Source organism: Formivibrio sp. oc-25, assembly GCF_055810895.1.
Map to the genome: position 1 here is coordinate 1 of NZ_JBVVOL010000018.1, position 21,150 is coordinate 21,150.

Below are 21,150 nucleotides of genomic sequence, written 5' to 3' on the forward strand. Positions count from 1 at the left end.
CAGTCCACGAAGCCGCGCAGGAAGTTGCCTTCGCCTATCTGCAGAATATTGATCGGGCCTGATGATAGCGGACCGTGTTCGACATTGAGCGTGGCCAGGGTTTCGCGGGTAAGTGCCTGCATGGGGTTCTCCGTAATTTCAAATCAGGTTATCGATCAAAAGAAAAAAGCGTTGATGAAAACCGCTTTCCCAGGGCAACTGGAGGAGGAGGACAGTTGCCAAGGGGAAGCAATCTCCAAGTTAGGCTATTTCACTAGGCGGCTGCACCTTCGCATCTGGCAGTCGCGCGGTGCTCGGAATCCTCATGTACTTACGTGTACATTCCGGTTCCTGCGCGCCGGCCTCCTGCCACCTGCTTTGGCTCGCTCGCCTATTGAAACAGCCTTTGGATTGAGTGATCCATCCATTCTGTCGAGACGCACTCAGATGGCGTGGTTACTCGAATACGCCAACCACTTTCAGGTATTTGTCCGGATGGTCGGAAATATCCTTGACCGTCACCGGCAGATCGAGGAACGGCACGGTCTTGGTCAAGAGTGCAGCGACGTTGACCTTGCCTTCAGCGATCAGACGCAGGCTTTCCGGGAACTGGCCGACGCTGTTGCGCGAACCACGGATGGTGAGTTCCTTCTTGGTGAACAGCGCGGTCGGCAGCGGAATGTCGTTCTTGGGCCAGCCCACCAGCGAGATATGGCCGGCGTACGAAACATAATCGATCGCGGCACGAATCGCCGGTGCGGCGCCGGAGGCCTCGATTACCACTTCAGCCATGCGGCCGCTGGTGATGCGCTTGATTTCTTCGACCACATCCACGGCGGTCGGATTGATGGTGTGCGTTACGCCGAGCTTGCGCGACAACTCCAGGCGTTCTTCCACCGGGTCGATCACGATAGGAATCGCGCCGATCACCAGCGCGTATTGCGCCGCCAGCAGACCAATCTGACCAGCACCGGTAATGGCAACGTGCTGGCCTGCCTTGGTTTCGGATTGCTTGATGGCGTGCATGGAAATCACCAGCGGCTCAGCCATCGGGATCAGATGCCAGGGCAGGTTTTCCGGCACCTTGTGCATCAGATGACGCGGGTGCGAAACGTATTCGGCCATGCCGCCTTCGATATGCACACCGCGCACGGTCAGGTTTTCACAGCAATTGGTGTGACCGATCGAGCAGGGGTAGCACTTGCCGCAGTACACGTACGGTTCGAGCAGGACGCGATCGCCCACCTTGAGTTCGGTTTCGTTTTCCGGCAGTTCCAGCACTTCGCCAGCGATTTCATGGCCAATCACGCGCGGGTAAGTCACCAGCGGGTTGACGCCGCGGTAGGCACCAATGTCGGAACCGCAGATGCCCATGCTGTGGACCTTGATCAGGACCTCGCCAGGCTTGCGTTCGGTTTTGGGAATTTCGGCGATCTTGATGTCGCCGGGCGATTGAAGCAGGACGGATTTCATCGCAGCTGACTCCTGTTGTGCATGTTTTAAGGTTGAGCGAGACCTGCCGGCCATCAATGGAGATGGCCGAGTCTCTTACAGGTTGTTGTTAGTTAGAAATTTGGCAGGAAGGTCGAGATCGCCGGAATGAAGGTCACCAGCATGAGGGTGGCCATCAAGGCCCAGAATGATGGCCACATTTCCTTGACGAATTCCCGTACCGACAGACCGGTGATCTGGGTCGAGATAAACATCACGGTACCCATTGGCGGTGTCAGGCAACCGATGGCCAAGTTAAGGATGATCACGATACCGAAGTGAATCGGATCGATACCCAGTTGACGCACTGTCGGCATCAACAATGGCACCAGTACGATAATGGCTGCATTGCCTTCGATGAACATCCCCAGAATCAGCAGGAAGACGTTCAGGATCATCAGGAACATCCATGGATTTTCCGAGAACATGATCAGGGCTTCAGCCACGCTTTGAGCCACTTGTTCCCAGGTCAGCAGCCAGGCAAAAGCCGAGCAGGCCATGATGATCAGCATGATGCCAGCAGTGGAGCGGACTGTTTCCAGCAAGGCTACCTTGATGTCGTTGAAGGTCATTTCCTTGTAGACGAACATGCCGACGATGATTGCGTAGACAACGGCCACGGCACCGGCTTCGGTCGGGGTGAACATGCCCATGCGGATACCGCCGATGATCACGACCACCAGCAACAGCCCCCAGAAGCATTCTTTAAATGCAACCAGGAATTCTTTCAGGGTAGGGCCGTGGGCGCGGGCGGGCTTGTAGCCACGCTTCTTGGAGACGATAGCGATTGAAACCAGCAGCATCACGCAGCAGAGCAAACCCGGAATCACGCCCGCCATGAACATCTTGCCGATGGATACATCTGCAACGTAACCGTAGATGATCAGAGCAATACCTGGCGGGATGATCGGGGTGATCAACGAACCGGCAGCCGTAATCGCAGCGGAGTAGGCCTTGTTATAGCCAAGGCGTTGCATTTCCGGCACCAGCATCTTGGTGAGCATGGCACAGTCGGCCAGGTTGGAAGCCGACATGCCGCCCATCATGGTACTGAGCAAAACGTTGGCGTGCGCCAGACCGCCGGCAAAGTGCCCCATCAGTACTTCTGCCAGCTTCAGCATGCGGCGGGTAATACCGGTGTGGTTCAGCAAGTGGCCCAACATCACGAAGAACGGGATCGCGAGCAGGGTGATATTTTCACCCGCACCGATCACGCGCTGTACCGCGATCATCGGCGAAACATCGGCGACCAAAAAGAAATAGGAAAGAATGGCCGTCAGAACACTGATGAATACGGGCAGATTGATGGCAAAACCTGCCAGCAAAACGCCACAGGCGATGGCTACGTTCATTGTTGCACCTCGTGCGATTTGCAGTCGTTCTTGATGGCACGAATATCCTTGTAGATATTGCGAACCACATGCAGTGCCATCCAGCAGGCACCTACCGGTACAGCGATATCGATGTACTTGTAGCTGATTTGCAGGATCGGGGTGATCTTGTCGGTAGCGCCCATCGCCAGTTGGTACCCTAGCACCGCAAAGGCGATCAGCACTGCAATCGTTACAAGGTCGTTGAATAATTGGATGACATGCTGAACTTTGCGCGGTAGATAGACCACGAACGCATCAATCGATACATGTCCACGATTCTTCATGGCCGATGCGGCACCGAGCATGATGGCCCACAGGAACAGGGCCACCAGAATTTCTTCGATCCATTGCAACGGATCATTCAGCGCATAGCGCATGAATACAGCAACAACGGTGATGCCCATGATGGCCAGCATGCAGCCTTTGGCCATCCAGTCATCGAGCGTGTCGAGCACCTTGAACAAGGTATGGGCTGACATATTTTTTCCCTCGTTGGTCAGGCATTCCGCTCAGATCAAAAACTGGTTCGCTGTCTTGTTGCGAGATCCAGCCAAGGATTTTCGCCACAGACTTTGAACAAGCCCTAAGAACAAAGCGGAAGGTAACCAGTAAATTTTCTTTTTTGAGACTGCTGCTGGATTAAGCCAGCCCGTAACCTGCAATGCGTCACAGGCTGGCAATCGTCAGCGACTTACTTCAGATAGCCTTGAACCTTCTCATACAGGCCTGGAGTCCATTCCGGGAACTGCTTGTAGGTGCCTGCAGCAGCTTGGCGGAACAGGTTGCGATCGACTTCGACCACGGTCACGCCTTCCTTCTTCATCTTCTCGATGGTGTCGGCTTCGGCCTTGGCCACGCTGTTGGTCATGAAATCGCCTGCCTCGTTACCGGCATCCACCAGTGCCTTCTGGATGTTGGCAGGCAGCTTGGCAAAGTACGATTGACCAATTACCCACTGGCTAACGTTGTCGAGGTGACCAGTCTTGATCAGGTACTTGGCCGGTTCGTGGTGCTTGAGGCCATACAGCACGGTGATCGGGTTTTCAGCGCCATCGATCGCACCTTGCGTAAGGGCCGGATACACTTCAGCCAGCGGCATCGGCGTCGGGGTGGCGCCCATCTGCTTCATGGCTTCAATCTGGATACGGTTGTTCGGCACGCGAATCTTCACGCCCTTCAGATCTGCCGGGGTCTTGACCGGCTTGCGCACCACCATGTGACGAACGCCATACAGCCAGTTGGACGTCACGATATGCAGACCCTTGGCATCGAGCTTGGTCGACAGATCCTTGAACCAGTCGGTCTTGGTCAGCTTGAAGATATCCTTGTAGTCCTTGCCCAGGTACGGCCCCATCAGGATGCCGAAATCAGGAACGTAGTCAGCAAAGAAGCCACCGTCGGCGATGGTGATGATGTTGCTGCCGAGCTTCATTTGCTCGATCACATCCTTCTTCGAACCCAGCATCGAGCTCGGGAACAGTTGCAGCTCACCGGCACCGTTGGTTTTTTGCTTGAACAGGCGCGCCCATTCCTTGACGGCCAGATCGAGCGGTTCACCCGGGTTATTTTCGTAAGCGATCTTGATCTTGACGACATCGGCAGCCTGAACCAGGCCGCCACAAGCCAACATGGCTGCGGCAACACCGGTGAGGCACATGCGGGAGATGAAAGTGCGCTTGCTCATTGCGGTATTAGGCATAACTTTTCCCTCTTCCTTATTGAGTGTGAGTAGATTTTGATGAACACCTGCTTGCCAATCTGGCCTGCTTGTCAGATGGCTTTTGCCAATATAGATCGGGCGATCAGATTGTGCCGGGCGTTCATTCGGGCCATTTCAGGTAACCAATCTGGCCTGACTACGTATAAGCAATTGGTATGCCAGCTCTAAAATCTCGATTTTCCGTAGCTTGATCCTGATATTTATTTCATATTTGAAATTATTTTATTTCAATAATGAAATTTGAAACGAAGTGGTTAGCGGCTACCTGTGGATTTGCCGAGAGTTGCTGTGTACTATGCCGAGGAAAGCAACATGACCATTATTGTGAGATGGGATGAAAGCGGTATTCGCTGATATGCCAAATCTGTGGGTGTGTCGGATTCGCGTATGACTGTGTTATGTATGATTGTCGGGCGTGCGGGCGATGCATCGCCCTGGTAAGCGGGAAGGATAAATAATGGCTTCGATACTTTTTCTGGCACCCTTTGGCGCATTGGCTGAGACTGCGCTGAAACTTGCCGAGGGCATGGGGATTGCGCTGGCGGTTGAAACCACAGATGACGCGCATGCCGTGGAAACTGTCAGCCGATATCCCGAAATTGAAGTGGTGGTCAGTCGCGGCGGGGTGGCCGAGCGCATCAAGGAAATGCCCCGTGTCAGCGTGGTGCAGGTCACCATGACCGTCGATGAATTCATGGAGGCGATCAGCCGCTTTGCACGTCTGGGGATGCGCAATATCGGCTTTGTCGGTCGGGCCAATATTTTCGGTGGGGCTTCCGGGGATTTTTGCATTGCCGAAACCAGCGTCTATTTCCGCTCCTGTGTCAAAGAGGAGGAAATCGAACCCAATATTCTGGCGCTCAAAGCCATCGGCGTAGAGGCCATCATTGGCTGTCGTTTGGGATTTGAGCAGGCGCAGAAACACGGCATCGTGGCTGAACGTCTGAACACCAGCGCCTTGTCGATCAAGAATGCGCTGGAAGAGGCAGTGCGGCTGGTGCGCGCCAAGGAGAGCGAGCGCTTGCAGGCAGCGCAGCTGATGGCGATCATCAATAACGTGGAAGAGGGCGTGATCGCCATCGGGCCTGATCACCGCGTCAATTTCTGCAACAACGTGGCACGCAAGATTTGTCCGCAGAAAAATGGCGAACTCGACGACGGCGTGATTGCCGAGCTGCTCTACCATGGGCGGCAGGAAAAAATTGCCAGTATCAATGGCAGCCATGTTTTGACCAAGTCCATCCCGCTGGATCTCAATGGCAAGCGTTTCGGCGAAGTCATCACTTTCCAGGAAACCAGCAGCATTCAGACGCACGAGCGCAAAATCCGTCTGTCGCTCTACCAGAAGGGCTTGTATGCCAAAAAGTTTTTCACCGACATCCTGGGTGAATCACCGGTCATGCAGTCCCTGACCGAAAAGGCGAAAAAATACGCAGCGCATGATTCCAACCTGCTGATTTATGGCGAAACAGGAACGGGCAAGGAGGTGCTGGCGCAGAGCGTGCACAATGCCAGCCGGCGTCGCAACGGGCCGTTTGTTTCGGTCAACACCGCATCGTTGCCGCCCAATCTGCTGGAAAGCGAACTGTTTGGCTATGCCGATGGCGCTTTTACAGGCGCCAAGAAAGGCGGCAAACCCGGTCTGTTCGAGCTGGCGCATGGCGGCACTATTTTCCTGGATGAAATCGGTGAACTCACGCCGGATATTCAGAGCCGGCTACTGCGGGTGCTGCAGGAAAAGGAAATCATGCGTATCGGCGATGACCGCATCATTCCGGTCGATGTGCGCATCATCTCCGCCACCAACCGCGATCTGTTCGATCTGGTGCAAAAGGGCAAATTCCGCGAGGATTTGTATTACCGCATCTATGTGCTGGGTCTGCGGCTGCCACCCTTGCGTGACAGGCAGGAGGATATCCCTCTGCTGTTTGAGGCGTGTGTCAGCGAGATTGCTGCGCGCGAAGGCCGCAGTATTGCGTTGACCGATGCCGCCATGAATGTACTCAAGGCATATTCATGGCCTGGCAACATTCGCCAGCTCAAGAATATTGCCGAAGTGGTGGCCTACTGCGGGCCGGATAGCGTTGATGAAATCTATGTTCAGGAGATTCTGTCCGAACAGGAAACCAAGATGGACAGGAAGCCCTCGCAAGAGGCGCAAAAACCTTTTGTTTCCATGAAGGATATGGAGGCGGATGTGTTGCGCGGGCTGCTGGCGGCGCATTCGCCCGATGAGGTGTGCAAAAAGCTCGGCATTAGCCGGGTGACGTTGTGGCGCAGGAAAAAGGCACTTGCTCTGGAATAGAAGCGATAAAAAATGGCCCGCATCAAAGCGGGCCATTTCAATGCAGCAGTCTCTATCAGAACTTGAAGTAGGCTTCTGCGTTCTTGTAGCTGATGCCTTCGACGATCTGCTTGAGCGCAGCCCAATCCTGCGGGTATTCGCCGTTTTCCACCCAGTTGCCAAGCAGGTTGCACATGATGCGACGGAAGTATTCGTGACGGGTGTAGGACAGGAACGAGCGCGAATCGGTCAGCATGCCCACGAAAGCACCCAGGTTGCCCAGTGCGGCCAGTGCGGTCATCTGCTTGATCATGCCATCCTTCTGGTCCAGGAACCACCAGCCGGAACCGAACTGCATCTTGCCGGCGATCTTGCCGTCCTGGAAGTTGCCCAGCATGGTACCAAGCACTTCGTTGTCCTTCGGGTTCAGCGTGTAGAGGATGGTCTTGGGTAGCAAGTCATCGCTATCGAGCGCATCGAGGTAACGCGACAGCTTGGCAGCCACCTGGCCGTCCGCGATCGAATCCCAGCCGGTATCCGGGCCGATTTTCTTGAACATGCGCGTGTTGTTGTTGCGCTGGGCGCTGATGTGCAACTGCGATGCCCAGCCGCGCTTGGCGTATTCGCGACCCAGGTACAGCATGACGGCAGTCTTGTACTTGTCGGCTTCCAGCTGGCTGAGTGCAGCGCCCGACATGGCTTTGGCCAGGATGCCATCGAGTTCGGCGTCGCTGGCTTCTTCAAAGAAGACGTTGTCGATGGCGTGGTCGGAAACCTTGCAGCCGTTGGCAGCAAAGTGATCCAGGCGCAGGCCCAGTGCCTTGGTGACATCGGCAAAGCGGTTGATCTGCACGCCGCTGACTTCAGCCAGCTTGACGATGTATTCAGCAAAACCGGCGATATCGATCTTCACGGCCTTGTCCGGACGGAAGGTCGGCAACACTTTGACTTCAAAACCGCTTTGCTTCACTGCTGCGTGATGGGCCAGATCGTCGATCGGATCATCGGTGGTGCAAACAGCCTTGACGTTGGAACCGGTCATCAGGCCGCGAGCCGACAGGGCCGGCAGGCCGATTTTGGCATTGCAGGCTTCCCAGATGGCATCGGCATTCTGTTCGTTGATGATCAGGTCCACGCCGAAATAGCGGCGCAGTTCCAGATGGCTCCAGTGATAGAGCGGGTTGCCAATGCCCAGCGGCAAAACGCGGCAGAAGGCGCGGAATTTTTCCTGGTCCGGCGCATCGCCGGAGCAGAATTCTTCGGCCACGCCGGAGCTGCGCATGAAGCGCCACTTGTAGTGGTCGCCACCCAGCCAGATTTCAGCAATATTCTTGAACTGCTTGTTTTCTGCGATCTGCGCAGGGGGTAGATGGCAGTGGTAATCGATGATCGGTTGCGGTGCCGCATATTCGTGATAGAGCTTCTGTGCGGTAGCGGTTTCCAGCAGGAAATTGTCGTCCATGAACGACTTGGCCATGAGTTATCTCCTTGGTTTGACAGGGGGTGGCAAGTGCAGCCCGGAAAAATCCAGTTTAGCAGGTTCGAGCATGATGGTTGGTAGAGCAGAAGATGCGCATCTGGTCTGCTAATAAAACCAGATAATTATCTCATGGGCCGTCCGGGGCATGTCAATCGATACAGTGCGCTGGCTTGATTTGAACTGGTCCGGCCAAAATGCGGGTGACGAGAGAATGAGCCGGATTCATGCCGGCGTGCATATTTCTACCGTGAGTGTCATTCATCGATCATGGTAGAATCCCCACTTTGCAAAAAGCTCGGGAAAGTTTTTCACCATGTTCTCCAAGTCGCTGACTATTGCCAACTACGATGCCGAACTCGCAGCTGCCATTGCTGCGGAATGCACGCGTCAACAGGATCACATTGAACTGATCGCCTCCGAAAACTATGTTTCCGCCGCCGTGATGGAAGCGCAGGGTTCGCAGCTGACCAACAAATATGCTGAAGGCTACCCGGGCAAGCGTTTCTACGGTGGTTGCGAGCATGTTGACGTGGTTGAGCAGCTGGCTATCGATCGCCTGAAGCAACTGTTTGGTGCCGAATACGCCAACGTGCAGCCGCATTCCGGCTCGCAAGCCAACCAGGCTGTGTACTTCGCCTTCCTGAAGCCGGGTGATACCGTGATGGGCATGAACCTCGGTCACGGTGGCCACCTCACGCACGGCTCGCCGGCCAACCTGTCGGGCAAGCTGTTCAATATCGTTCCTTACGGCCTGAACGATAAGGAGGAGATCGATTACGACGAGATGGAGCGTATCGCGCTGGAACACAAGCCCAAGCTCCTGATCGGTGGTGCATCCGCCTACGCCCTGCGTTTTGACTGGGCCCGTATGGCCGAGATTGCCAAGAAGGTTGGCGCCTATTTCATGGTCGACATGGCCCACTATGCCGGCCTGGTTGCCGCTGGTCTGTATCCGAACCCTGTGCCGCATGCCGACTTCGTGACCTCTACTACCCACAAGACCCTGCGCGGTCCGCGCGGTGGTGTGATCATGGCCAAGGCCGAATACGAGAAACAGCTGAATTCCAGCGTTTTCCCGGCATTGCAGGGCGGCCCGCTCATGCATGTGATCGCAGCCAAGGCTGTTGCCTTCAAGGAAGCGCTGCAGCCGGAATTCAAGGAATACGCCGAACAGGTGCTGAAAAACGCTGCCGCCATGGCCAAGACGCTGTCCGAGCGTGGTCTGCGCATCATCTCCGGCCGCACCGAATCGCACGTATTCCTCGTTGACCTGCGCCCCAAGGGCCTAACTGGCAAGGCCGCTGACGCAGTACTGGGCAAGGCGCATATCACTGTTAACAAGAACTCGATCCCGAATGATCCGGAAAGTCCGTTCGTGACTTCCGGCATCCGTATCGGTTCGCCGGCAATTACCAGCCGTGGCTTCAAGGAAGAAGAAGCCATCCTGGTGGCCAACCTGATCGCCGATGTGCTCGACAAGCCGGAAGACGAAGCCAACATCGCAGCCGTGGCGGCCAAGGTGAAGGCATTGACGGCACGTTTCCCGGTTTACGGTGCGTAAACTGCGCCCGTAAAACCAGGTAAAGAATGAAAGACCAGACAGGGTGGGGCATTGCTCCACCCTGTATCATTTGTAGTATTGCATGGCTTTTCAGCTGCCGGATTGCGGCAGGGAGCAAGACTGATGAAGTGTCCTTTCTGTGGTTGTCCCGATACCCAGGTGGTCGATTCGCGCGTATCCGATGAAGGCGATGCGATTCGCCGTCGCCGTCGCTGCACTGCCTGCGACAAGCGCTTTACCACCTATGAAACCGCCGAGGTGCGTTTGCCGCAAGTGGTCAAACAAAACGGCCAGCGCGTGGAGTTCGACCAGGAAAAGATCCGGGTCAGCTTTCAGCGCGCCCTGCACAAGCGACCGGTGCCCACGCAACTGGTCGACGAGGCGATCGAGCGCATCGTGCAAAAGACGCTGACGCTGGGCGAGCGCGAAATTCCGTCGCGCCAGATCGGTGAACTGGTGATGAAGGAGCTGGCCAAGCTCGACAAGGTGGCCTATGTGCGATTTGCTTCGGTCTACCGCTCCTTCCAGGATCTGGATGATTTCCGTGATGCTATCCGAGAGGTCACCAGGGAATGACCGCTACTGCAACGCAGGTGCGAGTGTCGTTTTCTGAAGATGACTTGCGCCATATGCAGCATGCACTGGCATTGGCTGCCCAGGGCCTGAACACCACCACGCCCAATCCGCGCGTGGGCTGTGTGCTGGTCAAGGATGGGAAAGTCGTGGGCGAGGGCTGGCACGAGCGGGCCGGGGAGCCGCATGCCGAAGTGCATGCGTTGCGCGCTGCCGGCAGTCAGGCCAACGGGGCGACGGCTTATGTCACGCTGGAGCCGTGCAGTCATCATGGCCGCACGCCACCGTGCGCCGAAGCCCTAGTCGCGGCGGGCGTTGCCCGCGTGGTGGTGGCGATGCGTGATCCCAATCCGCTGGTGGCCGGACGCGGGCTGGCCATGCTGGAGCGTGCCGGTATCGCCGTAGCAAACGGATTATGCGAAGCCGAAGCGCTTGAGTTGAACAAGGGTTTTGTCAGCCGTATGACCCGAGGCCGGCCATGGCTGCGAATCAAGACGGGTTGCAGCCTGGATGGCCGCACGGCTTTGCCGGATGGGCAGTCGAAATGGATTACCAGCCCGGAATCCCGCGCCGATGTGCAGACCCTGCGCGCGCGCAGTTGCGCCATGCTCACAGGCATTGGCACCGTGCTGGCCGATGATCCGCAACTGACCGTGCGTGATTTTGCGGTTGAGCGCCAGCCATTGCGGGTGGTGCTCGATAGCAATTTGCGCACACCGGTCGATGCCGCCTTATTGCGTACACCAGGCGTACTCGTGGTCTGTGCAGTGGATAGCGCTGAATGTCGTGTGGCACTGGAGCTGGCCGCCGCCGAGATTCTTTGCCTACCTGATCACGCGGGTCAGGTTGATCTTGCTGCCTTGCTGCATGAACTGGGCAGGCGTGGTTGCAATGAAGTGACGGTTGAGGCAGGGGCCGAGTTGGCGGGTGCCTTTGCCCTGGCCGGATTGGTGGATGAATGGATCATCTATCAGGCACCCGTCATCATCGGTGATCCGGCGCGTGGCATTGCAACGCTGAATCTGACCAGTCTGGCCGATAAATTATGCCCGCTGGAGGTGGAAAAACAGGCAGTCGGGCCCGATATGAGATGGTCATTGCGCTTTACAGCTATTGCAACGCTGCTGGCAACGGCAGCGCCCTGAGGAGATTGAAATGTTTACAGGTATTGTTCAGGCAGTGGGTACCATTGAAAACGTCGAGGCATTTCCGGGAGGCGTACATCTGACCGTCCATGCCCCGGAGCTGGATATGTCTGATGTCGGCCTGGGTGACAGCATTGCGCATAACGGCGCCTGCATGACTGTGGTCAGCCTGCTTGATGCACACCGGTACCAGATTGATGTTTCGGAAGAGTCTTTGCGTTGTACTTGCGGGCTGGATGAGGTCGGTAAGCGGGTCAACCTGGAAAAAGCCATGCGACTCGGAGACATGCTGGGCGGGCATATGGTATCCGGCCATGTCGATGGTGTTGGCGAAGTGATCCGGTTCGAGCCGATAGGCGAAAACCGTGAATTGGTCATCCTCGCGCCTGCAGAGCTTGGTCGCTATCTGGCGGCCAAGGGCTCGGTTGTGGTCAACGGCGTTTCGCTCACTACCAACCGTGTGATGGATGTTGCTGGCGGTTGCGCGTTTTCCATCAATCTCATTCCGCATACCCTGAGCGTGACCACGCTGGGCGCGATCCAGGCAGGGGATCGCGTCAATCTGGAAATCGATCTGGTCGCCCGCTATGTCGAGCGCATGCTGGGCAAATAGTGAAGCAGCAAAAAATCCGATTGATTTCATTTAAATTATCCATATCTGTCCTCCTGCGTCATTAAATTAACAAGAAGCTTTGGCGGATGAAAATTCTGGCCAAGAAAGCTTGCACAGTGCTTGGCGAGATGGATGCTTATTGGCAAGATGTTGCACGTGCACAATCCGTAACCGAGTATCGCCATGGCACTGTTGCTGGGAAGTCTGCGGGGCAAGTTTGTTTTGATGATCGTGCTGGTGTTTCTCGGCACAGCTGTGTTGACGGTCTTATCGTTCAGCTGGGTTGGCAGCAATGTGGCCCGTTCACTGGGCGTACGTTTTGCCGAGAAGCAATTGCAGTATGAACAGGCACGCATCCGCGCACCGATTCTGCGCGAGATTGCACTGGCGCAAAAGCTGGCAGACTCCCCCGCACTGAAGGCCTGGACGCTGGCTGAACAAAATCCGGCGCTGCGCGAGGCCGCGCTGGCCGAACTCGAAAGCTATCGCCAGGCATTTCAGGACAAGAGCTTTTTCTTTGTTGTCGCAAATTCCCTTCATTATTACTACAACGATCGCAAGAACCAGTTTGCTGGCAAGGAATTGCGCTACGCACTGGACCCCAAAAAGCCGGAAGACAGCTGGTATTTCGCGGTTCGCAGCAGCCAGTTGCCATTTGAATTGAATGTCGATGTCAACCCGGAACTCAATGTCACCAATGTCTGGATCAACACCCTCATGCGCGCGCCCGATGGCAAGCTGCTGGGTGTGGCGGGTACGGGTCTCGATCTGTCGCGTTTTGTCGAGCAGTTCATCGCACGGGATCAATCCGGTGTCACCAATATCCTGATCAGCGACGCGAGCTTCATCCAGGCCCACCCGGATCGGCGTTATATCGATTTCAACAGCAAAGCCAAGCAGGACGGACAACGCTCGGAAATTTTCAATCTGTTGCAGAAGGAAGCCGATCGACAAGCCTTGCAGGCGGCCATGCAGCAACTGCGGCAAACCCCGGATGCTGTGCGAACGCTCTTTCTGACGCTGGATGGACGCGAGCAACTGTTCGGTATTGCCTATCTGCCGGAAATGCAGTGGTACAACGTCACGGTGATGGATCCGGAACGTATTCTGAGCATGCGCACCTTCATGCCGATCGTGGCGGTACTGGTGGTGGCACTGATCCTGTCGCTGATCGGCGTTGCCTGGGTGTTGCATCATGTCGTGCTGCGCCGGATCGACCGGCTGGATGGGGCCGCCCGCCGGGTGGCGGCTGGCAGTTATGAGGTGAGTCTGGCGGCAGACGGCAACGATGAAATGGGCCGTCTGGCCGAAGGGTTTACCCGCATGGCCGGCATGATCCGCGAGCATACCCAGCAACTCGAAACCCGTGTGGCCGAGCGCACGGCAGCCCTGCAGGAAGCCAATCTGCAGCTGGAGCTGCGCAACAAGCAGATCCTGGATTCGATTCGCTATGCCAAGCTGATTCAGACCGCGATTTTGCCCAGAGCCGATCTGCTGGCGCGTCACCTGGATCAGCACCTGATGATCTGGTTGCCGCGCGATGTAGTGGGCGGCGATTTCTATTTCCTCTATCCGACTGCACAAGGCTGTTACCTGGGGCTGGTGGATTGCACCGGGCATGGCATTCCCGGCGCCTTCATGAGCATGACTGCGCATGCCGTGATCCGCCAGGTGCTGGCTGAAGCCGAGCAGCAATCCTTGCCGGAAATTCTGGAGCGGATCGATGCTTCGCTGCGTGAAACGCTGCAACATAATCCGCATGCAGACGGGCTCAATTACGGCATGGATATCGGCTTGTGCCACTTGTCCGGCAAACAGTTGACCTATGCAGGTTGCGGCGTACCGCTGTATGTCAGCCGCCAGAACGATATCGAAATCATTCCGGCAACACGCCGTGGACTGGGTTATCGGCGCCGGCACTCGCTGCGTGCCATCCAGTCGCATGTACTGTCACTGGAAGAAGATGCGTACTGTTATCTGGCCAGCGATGGCTTGCTCGATCAGGCGGGTGGCAAAGATGGTTTCGGTTTCGGGCGAGAAAGATTTATCGAATTTTTACGGCAGTATCGTTCGCTGTCGCTGGCCGAACAGCAGGCCAGGCTGATCGATGTGCTGGAACAATACCGTGGCGATCTGCCACAACGTGATGACATCACGGTTTTGGGGTTTTCCATAAAAGGAACGACTGATGCAAAGCATTGACCTCTGGACGCTGAGACGACAATTCGAAGATGCCAATATTCAGATCTGCTTCAATGGGCCGCTTTCCCACAGCATTATCGAAGAGCTGGGTCTGGCCGTGAAACGCTATCTGGAAAATGAAACGCCGGGCTCGGACAAAATGATGGATGTGTTCTCCGTCTACATCGAACAGACCCAGAACGTGCGCAATTATGCCCAGCGAAAGATTGCTGAAGGTGCCGATGCTGCGCGTTTCAATGCGGTTACGCTGTTGATTGGACGTGTTGCAGATCACTATCTGGTGTCATCCGGCAATCTGGTCAATGTGGCGGATCTGCCGGCGTTGACCAGCAGGATAGATCATTTGCAAACGCTGGATGCCACGGGCCTGAAGGCGTTATACAAGGAAGAACGTCGCAAACCCCGTGCGGAAGATGCCCTGGGGGCAGGGCTTGGCCTGATCGATATGGCGCGCAAAACCAGCGTGCCGCTGGAATACCAGGTGCAGCCTGTTGACGGCAACACGGTTTTTTTCAATTTGAAGGCCGTGGTATAAGGAAAAACAAATGGAAAACTACACGCAGCTTGCCACTGGCTCGACGCCGGAAATTCACTTGAACCCGCTCAACGGCGAAATGCTGATTCGTGGCGAAAGTTATCCGGAAAACACGTTTGAATTCTATCGCCCGGTCATTGCCTGGATTCGGACTTTCCTGGCCGACAGCTCACAACCTGCCAGCCTGAAGCTGGAGCTGGTCTATCTCAATACCGGCAGCGTCAAATGCATGATGGATATTTTTGACCTGTTTGAAGATGCACACCAGGAGGGGCGCAAGGTGCGCGTGAACTGGCGCTATCATGCCAAGAACCCGCGTTCGCTGGAAACGGCGGAAGAGTTCAAGGAAGATCTGACTTTCCCTTTCGAGATCGAAAGCTTCGAGCATGAATAAACAGGAAAATCTGCCCGCAACCGATGCTGAAGATGATCAGCTGCAGCGGCGACTTGATTCGCTGGCCAAGGAATATGCCGAACACCCCTTGTTTGACGAATTGCATCAGCTTGCGCGCCAGTACCAGCGACTGGAGCGCAAACTGCACAAGATTGCCCGCATCAGTGACCGCATGCAGGCGCAGATCCTGGAGTTGAACCAGCAGCTTGGCGAAAAAGCCATCACGGACCCGCTGACGGGCTTGCTCAATCGGCGCGGCATGTATGAATGCCTGGAGGTGGCGGCGGGTCATCTCGACCGCGAGCAGCGCGCCTTCGGTGTATTGCTGCTCGATCTGGACTATTTCAAGCAAGTCAATGACAGCTATGGCCATCAGGTGGGAGACGAGTTGCTGGTCGAGCTCGGACGCGCATTGCGCCATAATCTGCGCGTTTATGATTGTTGTGCGCGCTGGGGCGGTGAGGAATTCCTGCTGTTGCTGCAGGATTGCACCACGGAATCACTCGCATCGGTGGCCAAAAAAATGCTGGATATGGTGCGTACCCTGGAGGTTCCTTCCATTCCGGATAGCCACTTGCTCACGGCCAGTATCGGTTGCTACCTGTGCCAGCAGGTCGAACCGCTCGATGAAGTGATCCGCAAGGCCGATGCGGCCATGTATCGCGCCAAGGAAATGGGGCGCAACGGTCTGGTGCTGTGCGCTTCCTGATCAGTTATTCAAGATAACGGCTGCCGCCGTAGCCGGATATCGCCATCAACAGGCGCGTAACACCGAATGCCATCCAGGGCAGCAAGCGCTGTACCGGATGTTGCTGATGCAGATCTTCCAGCCGAACCTGCACGGTGTCAGAAGAAAGCCGGTGACGCAGATCAGCATGCAGGATGGATGCGAATGCCATATCCAGCACCACGATATTGGCTTCACGTGCCAGCAGCAGGCTGAGCGGATCAATATTGCTGGAACCCACCGTGCACCAGTGTCCATCAATCACCGCCACTTTGGCATGCATGAAACCCTTGTGGTATTCATGGATCTCGATGCCGGCGGCCAGTAGCTGGTGATAGAAGCCGCGCGTGGCATAGTGCAGCAGGATATGGTCAACCATTCCCTGCAAAATCAACACGATACGCACGCCGCGCTGGGCTGCTCGGATCAGGGCATGGCGAAAGCGCAAACCCGGCAGGAAATAGGCATTGGCGATGATGATTTCATGCCGCGCCGATTCGATCGCCTGCAGGTATTCGTTTTCGATGCTGCGCCGATGCCGGAAGTTGTCGCGAATCACGAATTTGGCCGGAACATTGCCAGCGATTTTCCCGTGCGGATGCAGACGGCTTTTGCGCAGCCATTGCCGTTTCAGCTGCAACAGGGCACTTTGGCGCCACATGCGATCGGCGGCGGCATGCATGCGCGGCACCAGCGGGCCGTGCACCTCGACGGCATAGTCGTAACGCGGTGCCAGCCCCGGAATGCGTTCACTTTCATCGGACAGGATATTGATGCCGCCGATGAAGCCGGTTTCCCCGTCGATGATCGCCAGCTTGCGATGAAGTCGCCGCAAGCGGGTACGATCAAACAGGCGCGAGCGGATTTCCGGCCGGAAGAACAGCAATTGCACACCGCTGCCGGTGAGTCTTTCCTGCCAGAACTTCGGAAAATTGCGTGCGCCGAATCCGTCGATATGCAGACGTACCCGCACGCCGCGTTGCGCCGCGGCAATCAGTGCCTCGGCCACACGCAGCCCGACCTCATCCAGCTCATACAGGTAGGTTTCAAGATAGATTTCCTGGCATGCCGAGGCAATCTCGGCAAGCAGAGCCGTGAAATAGTCATGCCCGTTATAGAGCAGACGCAGGCGGTTGCCCCGGATAAAGCCCGGCATCAGCTGGTTTCCCGTCGTCGGTGAATAACGGTAAACAGCGGCGCATGGTCGGAAAGCCCGACCCACGGCTCATCGGCCAGTACTTCCGCGTGCTCGATGCTGAAGCCGCGCGTATAGATCCGGTCCAATTGCAACAGCGGCAGACGGGCTGGAAAACTGCGGGCATGGGCACCATGCAGGGTTTCGAAGGCTTCGGCGAGTCCCAGTTCGTGCTTCAGTGCATGCGTGGCTTCACGGGTCCAGTCATTGAAATCGCCCGCGAGAATCAGCGGATCGTGTGCCGGAATGCTGTCCATGACATATTTGGCCAGCATATTGATCTGCTTGCGCCTGTCGCGTGCGAGCAGGTTCAGATGTACGCACAGGGCATGCAACGGTACATCCCAGGCGCCGATTTCAAGCGTGCAGTGCAACAGCCCGCGCTGTTCGAACCGGTGCAGGGTCAGATCGATATTTTCGGTTTTGCTGATCGGATATTTCGACAACAGGGCATTGCCGTGGTGGCCGAGGCGGTGATTGGCGTTGCGGCCGTAAGCGGCCTTGAGGCTGTCGCCGGCCAGAAACTCATGCTGGGGGGCCTGCGGCCAGGCCGCAAAGCGCTTGGCACGCCATTGATGCTCGCCCTGAACCTCCTGCAGAAATACGATGTCCGGGTTGAGCCGGTGCAATTCACGCTGGACTTCATGCAGGACCAGGCGCTGGTTGAAGGTCGAAACTCCTTTGTGGATGTTGTACGATGCCACTCTAAGCCGTCTGTCCATGATTCTTGCCTCAGTGGCCGATACGCTCCGGCAGCATGCGAATCGCTTCCGCATTCGAGGGCGAAAACACCATTTCTGCGGCCACATGCCAATCCAGCCAGCGGTAGCGGCTATGCTCGCGTTCAGCCAGCGTCACGGCCAGGGTTTCCGGCACTTCCAGGCTGAAAACATGCTCGGTGTTGGTGGTAACGCCCGGGGCGTAACGATGGCGCCAGCGCTCGTAGATTTCAAAATCGGAACAATAATCCCAGTCCCGCAGAATGTGCTGCTGTGCATCCAGCCCGGTTTCTTCAAGGAGCTCGCGACAGGCTGTTTCAATCATGCGCTCATCGTCTTCGCGGCTGCCGGTTACCGATTGCCAGGCATCGGGAAAATCCGTGCGCTCCATCAGCAGGACTTTCAGATCAGGGGTATGGACGATGACAAGTACCGATACGGGCTGTTTGTAGGCCAATCTTGCACTTCCGGTTATTCATGACGTTGCTTGTATTTTAGCACCGGGCTGGAAATAGCACGCCGGATTGCTGCCGTCACTCTTCGACCCAGCCATGCTCGACAGCAAAAACGGCCGCCTGGACACGGCTGTTGAGGTGCAATTTCTTCAGGATATTCTGCACATGGATTTTCACCGTGCTCTCGGCCAGATCGAAGCGCCGGGCGATTTCCTTGTTGCTTTCGCCACGTGCCAGTGACTGCAGGATCTCGCGCTCGCGCGGCGTGAGTTTTTCGCGCTCACCATTGCTGGTGGCCGCAGGGGGCGCTGTGCGGTTGCGCACCTGGGCGACCAGCTTGGCGGTCATTGCTTCCGCGATGACATCTTCTCCGCGTGCGGCCTTGCGTATCGACGATGTCAGTACGTCGGCATCGATATTCTTCAGCAGATAGCCGCGCGCACCGGCTTGCAGTGCGGCAACCAGCTCTTGGGCCTCTTCGGAAACCGTCAGCACCAGGACTGCGCTGTTCGGGGCATCTTCGCCAATCAGGGGCAACGCTTCCAGGCCAGACAAACCCGGCAGGTTCAGGTCGAGCAGCACGACATCAGGCTGCAACTGCCGTGCGCGCTTGACCGCATCGAGACCATCCGCAGCTTCGCCGACGATTTCAAAGTCGGGCTGCGCCTGCAGCAACAGGCGGATGCCGGAGCGAAAAAGGGTATGGTCATCGACCAGCAACACACGAATCGGTTGGGTGTTCATCAGTTGTCCTTGGCAGATTCGGGCTTGATGCGCGCGATATGCAGGCGGATGCGGGTGCCAGCTCCTGGCTGGCTTTCAATGCTTAGCCGGCCATTGAGGCGGGCCGCCCGTTCCTGCATGATCGACAAGCCGACATGCCTTTCATTTTGCTTGTCCAGCCGGTCGAGGTCAAAACCCCGGCCATTGTCGGCGATCTCGAGCCGGTAATCCGTGTCGTTGTCGATCTGGACCGAGACCGCACTGGCCTGGGCATGCTTGCGGATGTTGGAGAGCGCTTCCTGCGCGATAAACAATACTTGCAGTTGCTGTTCGGGTAACAGCGGCGTGCCGTTGCCGGTTTGCTGCAGCCGGGTTTCAATGCCGGTTTGCTGCTTGAATCTTGCCAGGGTCTGCTGCAAGGTTTGTTCGAGCTGGCCGGATTCCAGCTTGCTGCGGAAATTCAACAGCAGCTCGCGCACATCGTTGTAGCTTTCCTCCACGCCCGCGTGCAGCAGCGGAACGATCTGGCGCGCGTTGGCGAGGCTTTCCCGGTCAAGCGCGCCTTCGAGCATCTGTACCTGCAGATTCAGAAAATTCAGACTCTGGGCAATGCTGTCGTGCAGCCCCTGCGCCACCAGATTGCGCTCTTCCAGAATGGCCAGTTGCCGCTCCTTGGCGCCAAGCTGGATGTTTTCCAGCGCCAGCCCAAGATGCTGGCCCAGCGTTTCCAGCAGTTGCACTTCCGTCGGCGACAGGATGCGCTCCTGCTTGAAATGCAGCGCGAAAGTGCCCAATGCGCCTTGTGGGGCCGCCACCGGAAACACGCTGATGCCGCGAAAACCGGCGGCCGCACAGCGCATGACCTCGCCGGCGGGCAGATGGCGAAAATCGCGAATTTCCATTACGCCATCCTTCATGGCCTGCCCGCACAGGCATTCGTGAGCTTTCATGCATTGTTCGGACTGAACCAGTTCTCCTGGCAAACCGCTCGATACCACGACGCGGATCTGTTCGGTGCCGGGATCGGCCACGCGAACGCTGCAGCCGCCGGTATCAAACCATTGCATCAACCGGGTCAGAAAGCCCTGGCACAGTTTTTCGGCCGTGGCGGGAATGCTCAGGAAAGCGGTCATTTCGTACAGGGCGGAAAGCTCGCGATTCTGCGCTGCCAGCCGTGCGGTTTTTTCGTGCACGCGCGCTTCCAGGCCGTGATACAGACTGGAAAGCTCGGCCGCCATGGTATTGAAGCCTTCGGTCAGCACGCCGAATTCGTCGCGCGTTTCCACTGGCAGGCGTACATCGAATTCGCGCGCGGCCATGCGCTCGATCCCGTTGCGCAGGCGCAATACTGGCCGGATGATCCAGAGGTAGAGCAGGAAAATCATCGCGACCGTACCGGCAATGGCGATAGCGATCAGGGTGGCCTGCGAAAAACGCAGCCACGCCGTCTTGCGTGCATTGTCGCGCTCGATCAGCAAAACCAGATCGTTGATTTCCGCCACAAACCCATCGGCTTGCTGGCGAAACAGGCCGCTGGCAGTGCGATTGCCAGAAAGAGCGGACTGCGCGTGGGCATGCAGGTGCTGCCAGTTGCTCATCACCTGCTGATGCTGGCTGCGTATGACGTTGTCGTTGGGCAAAAACAGGGGCCGTGCCGGATCGCCGCGCTGCAGCTCCTGCAGGGTGACATCCATCTTGCGCATGTCTTCGAGCGCAATGGCGGGCCCGGATGACGGGATGGATTCCAGTGCCAGCGCCAGCTTGTAGGTGCGCATGCGCAGGCTGCCGGCATCGTTGATGGCGGCAGCGCCACCTTCCAGTTGCCAGGAAAGCCAGAGCGTGCCACCCACCATGGTCAGCACCACGGCGAGCGCGATCAGCAATGCGGCAACAATGCGGGTAGAAAGGCGCTGGTGTGCCGGGATATCCGGAAATTCTGCATCCATGGGAAACACGCTTTTGTGGGAATCCAGTGCAGTAT

The 21,150-nt window shown here is 56.8% G+C and carries 19 protein-coding genes; 9 read left to right on the forward strand and 10 right to left on the reverse strand.

Annotated features, from left to right (window positions below):
* Positions 1–435: 435 nt before the first annotated feature.
* The 4 genes from AC0KVQ_RS11870 to AC0KVQ_RS11885 all read right to left on the reverse strand — a co-directional run bounded on the left by AC0KVQ_RS11870 (position 436) and on the right by AC0KVQ_RS11885 (position 4,542).
* The gene (locus AC0KVQ_RS11870) at positions 436–1,452 is read right to left on the reverse strand and encodes a zinc-binding alcohol dehydrogenase family protein (protein ID WP_473421374.1); all 1,017 of its coding nucleotides are present in this window, start codon (positions 1,450–1,452) and stop codon (positions 436–438) included.
* Positions 1,453–1,544: 92 nt separating this feature from the next.
* Positions 1,545–2,822, reverse strand: coding sequence for a TRAP transporter large permease (locus AC0KVQ_RS11875; protein WP_473421375.1), 1,278 nt, complete (start codon positions 2,820–2,822; stop codon positions 1,545–1,547).
* Positions 2,819–3,322: a TRAP transporter small permease gene (locus AC0KVQ_RS11880; RefSeq protein WP_473421376.1), complete on the reverse strand. Its 504-nt coding sequence runs from the start codon at positions 3,320–3,322 to the stop codon at positions 2,819–2,821. Before AC0KVQ_RS11880 ends, AC0KVQ_RS11875 begins: the two co-directional genes overlap by 4 nt.
* Positions 3,323–3,534: 212 nt before the next feature.
* On the reverse strand, positions 3,535–4,542 hold the full coding sequence (locus AC0KVQ_RS11885) for a C4-dicarboxylate TRAP transporter substrate-binding protein (protein WP_473421377.1): 1,008 nt from the start codon (positions 4,540–4,542) through the stop codon (positions 3,535–3,537).
* Positions 4,543–5,020: 478 nt separating this feature from the next.
* On the opposite strand from AC0KVQ_RS11885, the gene AC0KVQ_RS11890 reads away from it, so the two are divergent.
* On the forward strand, positions 5,021–6,868 hold the full coding sequence (locus AC0KVQ_RS11890; RefSeq protein ID WP_473421378.1) for a sigma 54-interacting transcriptional regulator: 1,848 nt from the start codon (positions 5,021–5,023) through the stop codon (positions 6,866–6,868).
* 55 nt (positions 6,869–6,923) lie between these two features.
* Here AC0KVQ_RS11890 and uxaC read toward each other — a convergent pair whose 3' ends face one another.
* On the reverse strand, positions 6,924–8,324 hold the full coding sequence (gene uxaC / locus AC0KVQ_RS11895; RefSeq protein ID WP_473421379.1) for a glucuronate isomerase: 1,401 nt from the start codon (positions 8,322–8,324) through the stop codon (positions 6,924–6,926).
* Between the two features lie 316 nt (positions 8,325–8,640).
* On the opposite strand from uxaC, the gene glyA reads away from it, so the two are divergent.
* From glyA to AC0KVQ_RS11935, 8 genes are all read left to right on the forward strand, one after another.
* Complete coding sequence (gene glyA, locus AC0KVQ_RS11900; protein ID WP_473421380.1) at positions 8,641–9,888, forward strand: serine hydroxymethyltransferase; 1,248 nt, start codon at positions 8,641–8,643, stop codon at positions 9,886–9,888.
* Between the two features lie 123 nt (positions 9,889–10,011).
* Entirely contained in the window at positions 10,012–10,464 is a 453-nt protein-coding gene (gene nrdR, locus AC0KVQ_RS11905) for a transcriptional regulator NrdR (RefSeq protein WP_473421381.1), read from the forward strand.
* 23 nt (positions 10,465–10,487) lie between these two features.
* On the forward strand, positions 10,488–11,606 hold the full coding sequence (gene ribD / locus AC0KVQ_RS11910; RefSeq protein ID WP_473421382.1) for a bifunctional diaminohydroxyphosphoribosylaminopyrimidine deaminase/5-amino-6-(5-phosphoribosylamino)uracil reductase RibD: 1,119 nt from the start codon (positions 10,488–10,490) through the stop codon (positions 11,604–11,606).
* Between the two features lie 10 nt (positions 11,607–11,616).
* On the forward strand, positions 11,617–12,219 hold the full coding sequence (locus tag AC0KVQ_RS11915) for a riboflavin synthase (RefSeq protein ID WP_473421383.1): 603 nt from the start codon (positions 11,617–11,619) through the stop codon (positions 12,217–12,219).
* Between the two features lie 183 nt (positions 12,220–12,402).
* Complete coding sequence (locus AC0KVQ_RS11920) at positions 12,403–14,421, forward strand: SpoIIE family protein phosphatase (RefSeq protein ID WP_473421384.1); 2,019 nt, start codon at positions 12,403–12,405, stop codon at positions 14,419–14,421.
* Entirely contained in the window at positions 14,408–14,956 is a 549-nt protein-coding gene (locus AC0KVQ_RS11925; protein ID WP_473421385.1) for a SiaB family protein kinase, read from the forward strand. Before AC0KVQ_RS11920 ends, AC0KVQ_RS11925 begins: the two co-directional genes overlap by 14 nt.
* A gap of 10 nt (positions 14,957–14,966) precedes the next feature.
* A complete protein-coding gene (siaC, locus tag AC0KVQ_RS11930) occupies positions 14,967–15,350 on the forward strand; it encodes a biofilm regulation phosphoprotein SiaC (RefSeq protein WP_473421386.1) in 384 nt (127 codons plus the stop codon).
* Positions 15,343–16,059, forward strand: a complete 717-nt coding sequence (locus AC0KVQ_RS11935) for a diguanylate cyclase domain-containing protein (protein WP_473421387.1) — start codon at positions 15,343–15,345, stop codon at positions 16,057–16,059. Before siaC ends, AC0KVQ_RS11935 begins: the two co-directional genes overlap by 8 nt.
* A 4-nt stretch (positions 16,060–16,063) precedes the next feature.
* On the opposite strand, the gene clsB is transcribed toward AC0KVQ_RS11935, so the two are convergent.
* The 5 genes from clsB to AC0KVQ_RS11960 all read right to left on the reverse strand — a co-directional run bounded on the left by clsB (position 16,064) and on the right by AC0KVQ_RS11960 (position 21,115).
* Positions 16,064–17,233 (reverse strand): cardiolipin synthase ClsB, encoded by a 1,170-nt coding sequence (gene clsB / locus AC0KVQ_RS11940; RefSeq protein ID WP_473421388.1) that lies wholly within the window; start codon positions 17,231–17,233, stop codon positions 16,064–16,066.
* Positions 17,233–17,994 carry an endonuclease/exonuclease/phosphatase family protein gene (locus AC0KVQ_RS11945; RefSeq protein WP_473421389.1) on the reverse strand — a complete coding sequence of 254 codons (762 nt, stop codon included), beginning with the start codon at positions 17,992–17,994 and terminating at the stop codon, positions 17,233–17,235. The genes clsB and AC0KVQ_RS11945 overlap by 1 nt, the downstream gene beginning before the upstream one ends.
* A 10-nt stretch (positions 17,995–18,004) precedes the next feature.
* Positions 18,005–18,448 (reverse strand): dihydroneopterin triphosphate diphosphatase, encoded by a 444-nt coding sequence (gene nudB, locus AC0KVQ_RS11950; RefSeq protein WP_473421390.1) that lies wholly within the window; start codon positions 18,446–18,448, stop codon positions 18,005–18,007.
* Positions 18,449–18,524: 76 nt separating this feature from the next.
* Positions 18,525–19,190, reverse strand: a complete 666-nt coding sequence (locus AC0KVQ_RS11955; RefSeq protein ID WP_473421391.1) for a response regulator — start codon at positions 19,188–19,190, stop codon at positions 18,525–18,527.
* The gene (locus tag AC0KVQ_RS11960) at positions 19,190–21,115 is read right to left on the reverse strand and encodes a type IV pili methyl-accepting chemotaxis transducer N-terminal domain-containing protein (RefSeq protein ID WP_473421392.1); all 1,926 of its coding nucleotides are present in this window, start codon (positions 21,113–21,115) and stop codon (positions 19,190–19,192) included. The genes AC0KVQ_RS11955 and AC0KVQ_RS11960 overlap by 1 nt, the downstream gene beginning before the upstream one ends.
* Between the last annotated feature and the right edge of the window lie 35 nt (positions 21,116–21,150).

What these genes read in the sequence shown, in the direction of transcription:
- AC0KVQ_RS11870 (WP_473421374.1), bottom strand. Translation starts at nt 1,452, where the DNA reads ATGAAATCCGTCCTGCTTCAATCGCCCGGCGACATCAAGATCGCCGAA.
- AC0KVQ_RS11875 (WP_473421375.1), bottom strand. Translation starts at nt 2,822, where the DNA reads ATGAACGTAGCCATCGCCTGTGGCGTTTTGCTGGCAGGTTTTGCCATC.
- AC0KVQ_RS11880 (WP_473421376.1), bottom strand. Translation starts at nt 3,322, where the DNA reads ATGTCAGCCCATACCTTGTTCAAGGTGCTCGACACGCTCGATGACTGG.
- AC0KVQ_RS11885 (WP_473421377.1), bottom strand. Translation starts at nt 4,542, where the DNA reads ATGCCTAATACCGCAATGAGCAAGCGCACTTTCATCTCCCGCATGTGC.
- AC0KVQ_RS11890 (WP_473421378.1), top strand. Translation starts at nt 5,021, where the DNA reads ATGGCTTCGATACTTTTTCTGGCACCCTTTGGCGCATTGGCTGAGACT.
- uxaC (WP_473421379.1), bottom strand. Translation starts at nt 8,324, where the DNA reads ATGGCCAAGTCGTTCATGGACGACAATTTCCTGCTGGAAACCGCTACC.
- glyA (WP_473421380.1), top strand. Translation starts at nt 8,641, where the DNA reads ATGTTCTCCAAGTCGCTGACTATTGCCAACTACGATGCCGAACTCGCA.
- nrdR (WP_473421381.1), top strand. Translation starts at nt 10,012, where the DNA reads ATGAAGTGTCCTTTCTGTGGTTGTCCCGATACCCAGGTGGTCGATTCG.
- AC0KVQ_RS11915 (WP_473421383.1), top strand. Translation starts at nt 11,617, where the DNA reads ATGTTTACAGGTATTGTTCAGGCAGTGGGTACCATTGAAAACGTCGAG.
- AC0KVQ_RS11920 (WP_473421384.1), top strand. Translation starts at nt 12,403, where the DNA reads ATGGCACTGTTGCTGGGAAGTCTGCGGGGCAAGTTTGTTTTGATGATC.
- AC0KVQ_RS11925 (WP_473421385.1), top strand. Translation starts at nt 14,408, where the DNA reads ATGCAAAGCATTGACCTCTGGACGCTGAGACGACAATTCGAAGATGCC.
- siaC (WP_473421386.1), top strand. Translation starts at nt 14,967, where the DNA reads ATGGAAAACTACACGCAGCTTGCCACTGGCTCGACGCCGGAAATTCAC.
- AC0KVQ_RS11935 (WP_473421387.1), top strand. Translation starts at nt 15,343, where the DNA reads ATGAATAAACAGGAAAATCTGCCCGCAACCGATGCTGAAGATGATCAG.
- clsB (WP_473421388.1), bottom strand. Translation starts at nt 17,233, where the DNA reads ATGCCGGGCTTTATCCGGGGCAACCGCCTGCGTCTGCTCTATAACGGG.
- AC0KVQ_RS11945 (WP_473421389.1), bottom strand. Translation starts at nt 17,994, where the DNA reads ATGGACAGACGGCTTAGAGTGGCATCGTACAACATCCACAAAGGAGTT.
- AC0KVQ_RS11955 (WP_473421391.1), bottom strand. Translation starts at nt 19,190, where the DNA reads ATGAACACCCAACCGATTCGTGTGTTGCTGGTCGATGACCATACCCTT.
- AC0KVQ_RS11960 (WP_473421392.1), bottom strand. Translation starts at nt 21,115, where the DNA reads ATGGATGCAGAATTTCCGGATATCCCGGCACACCAGCGCCTTTCTACC.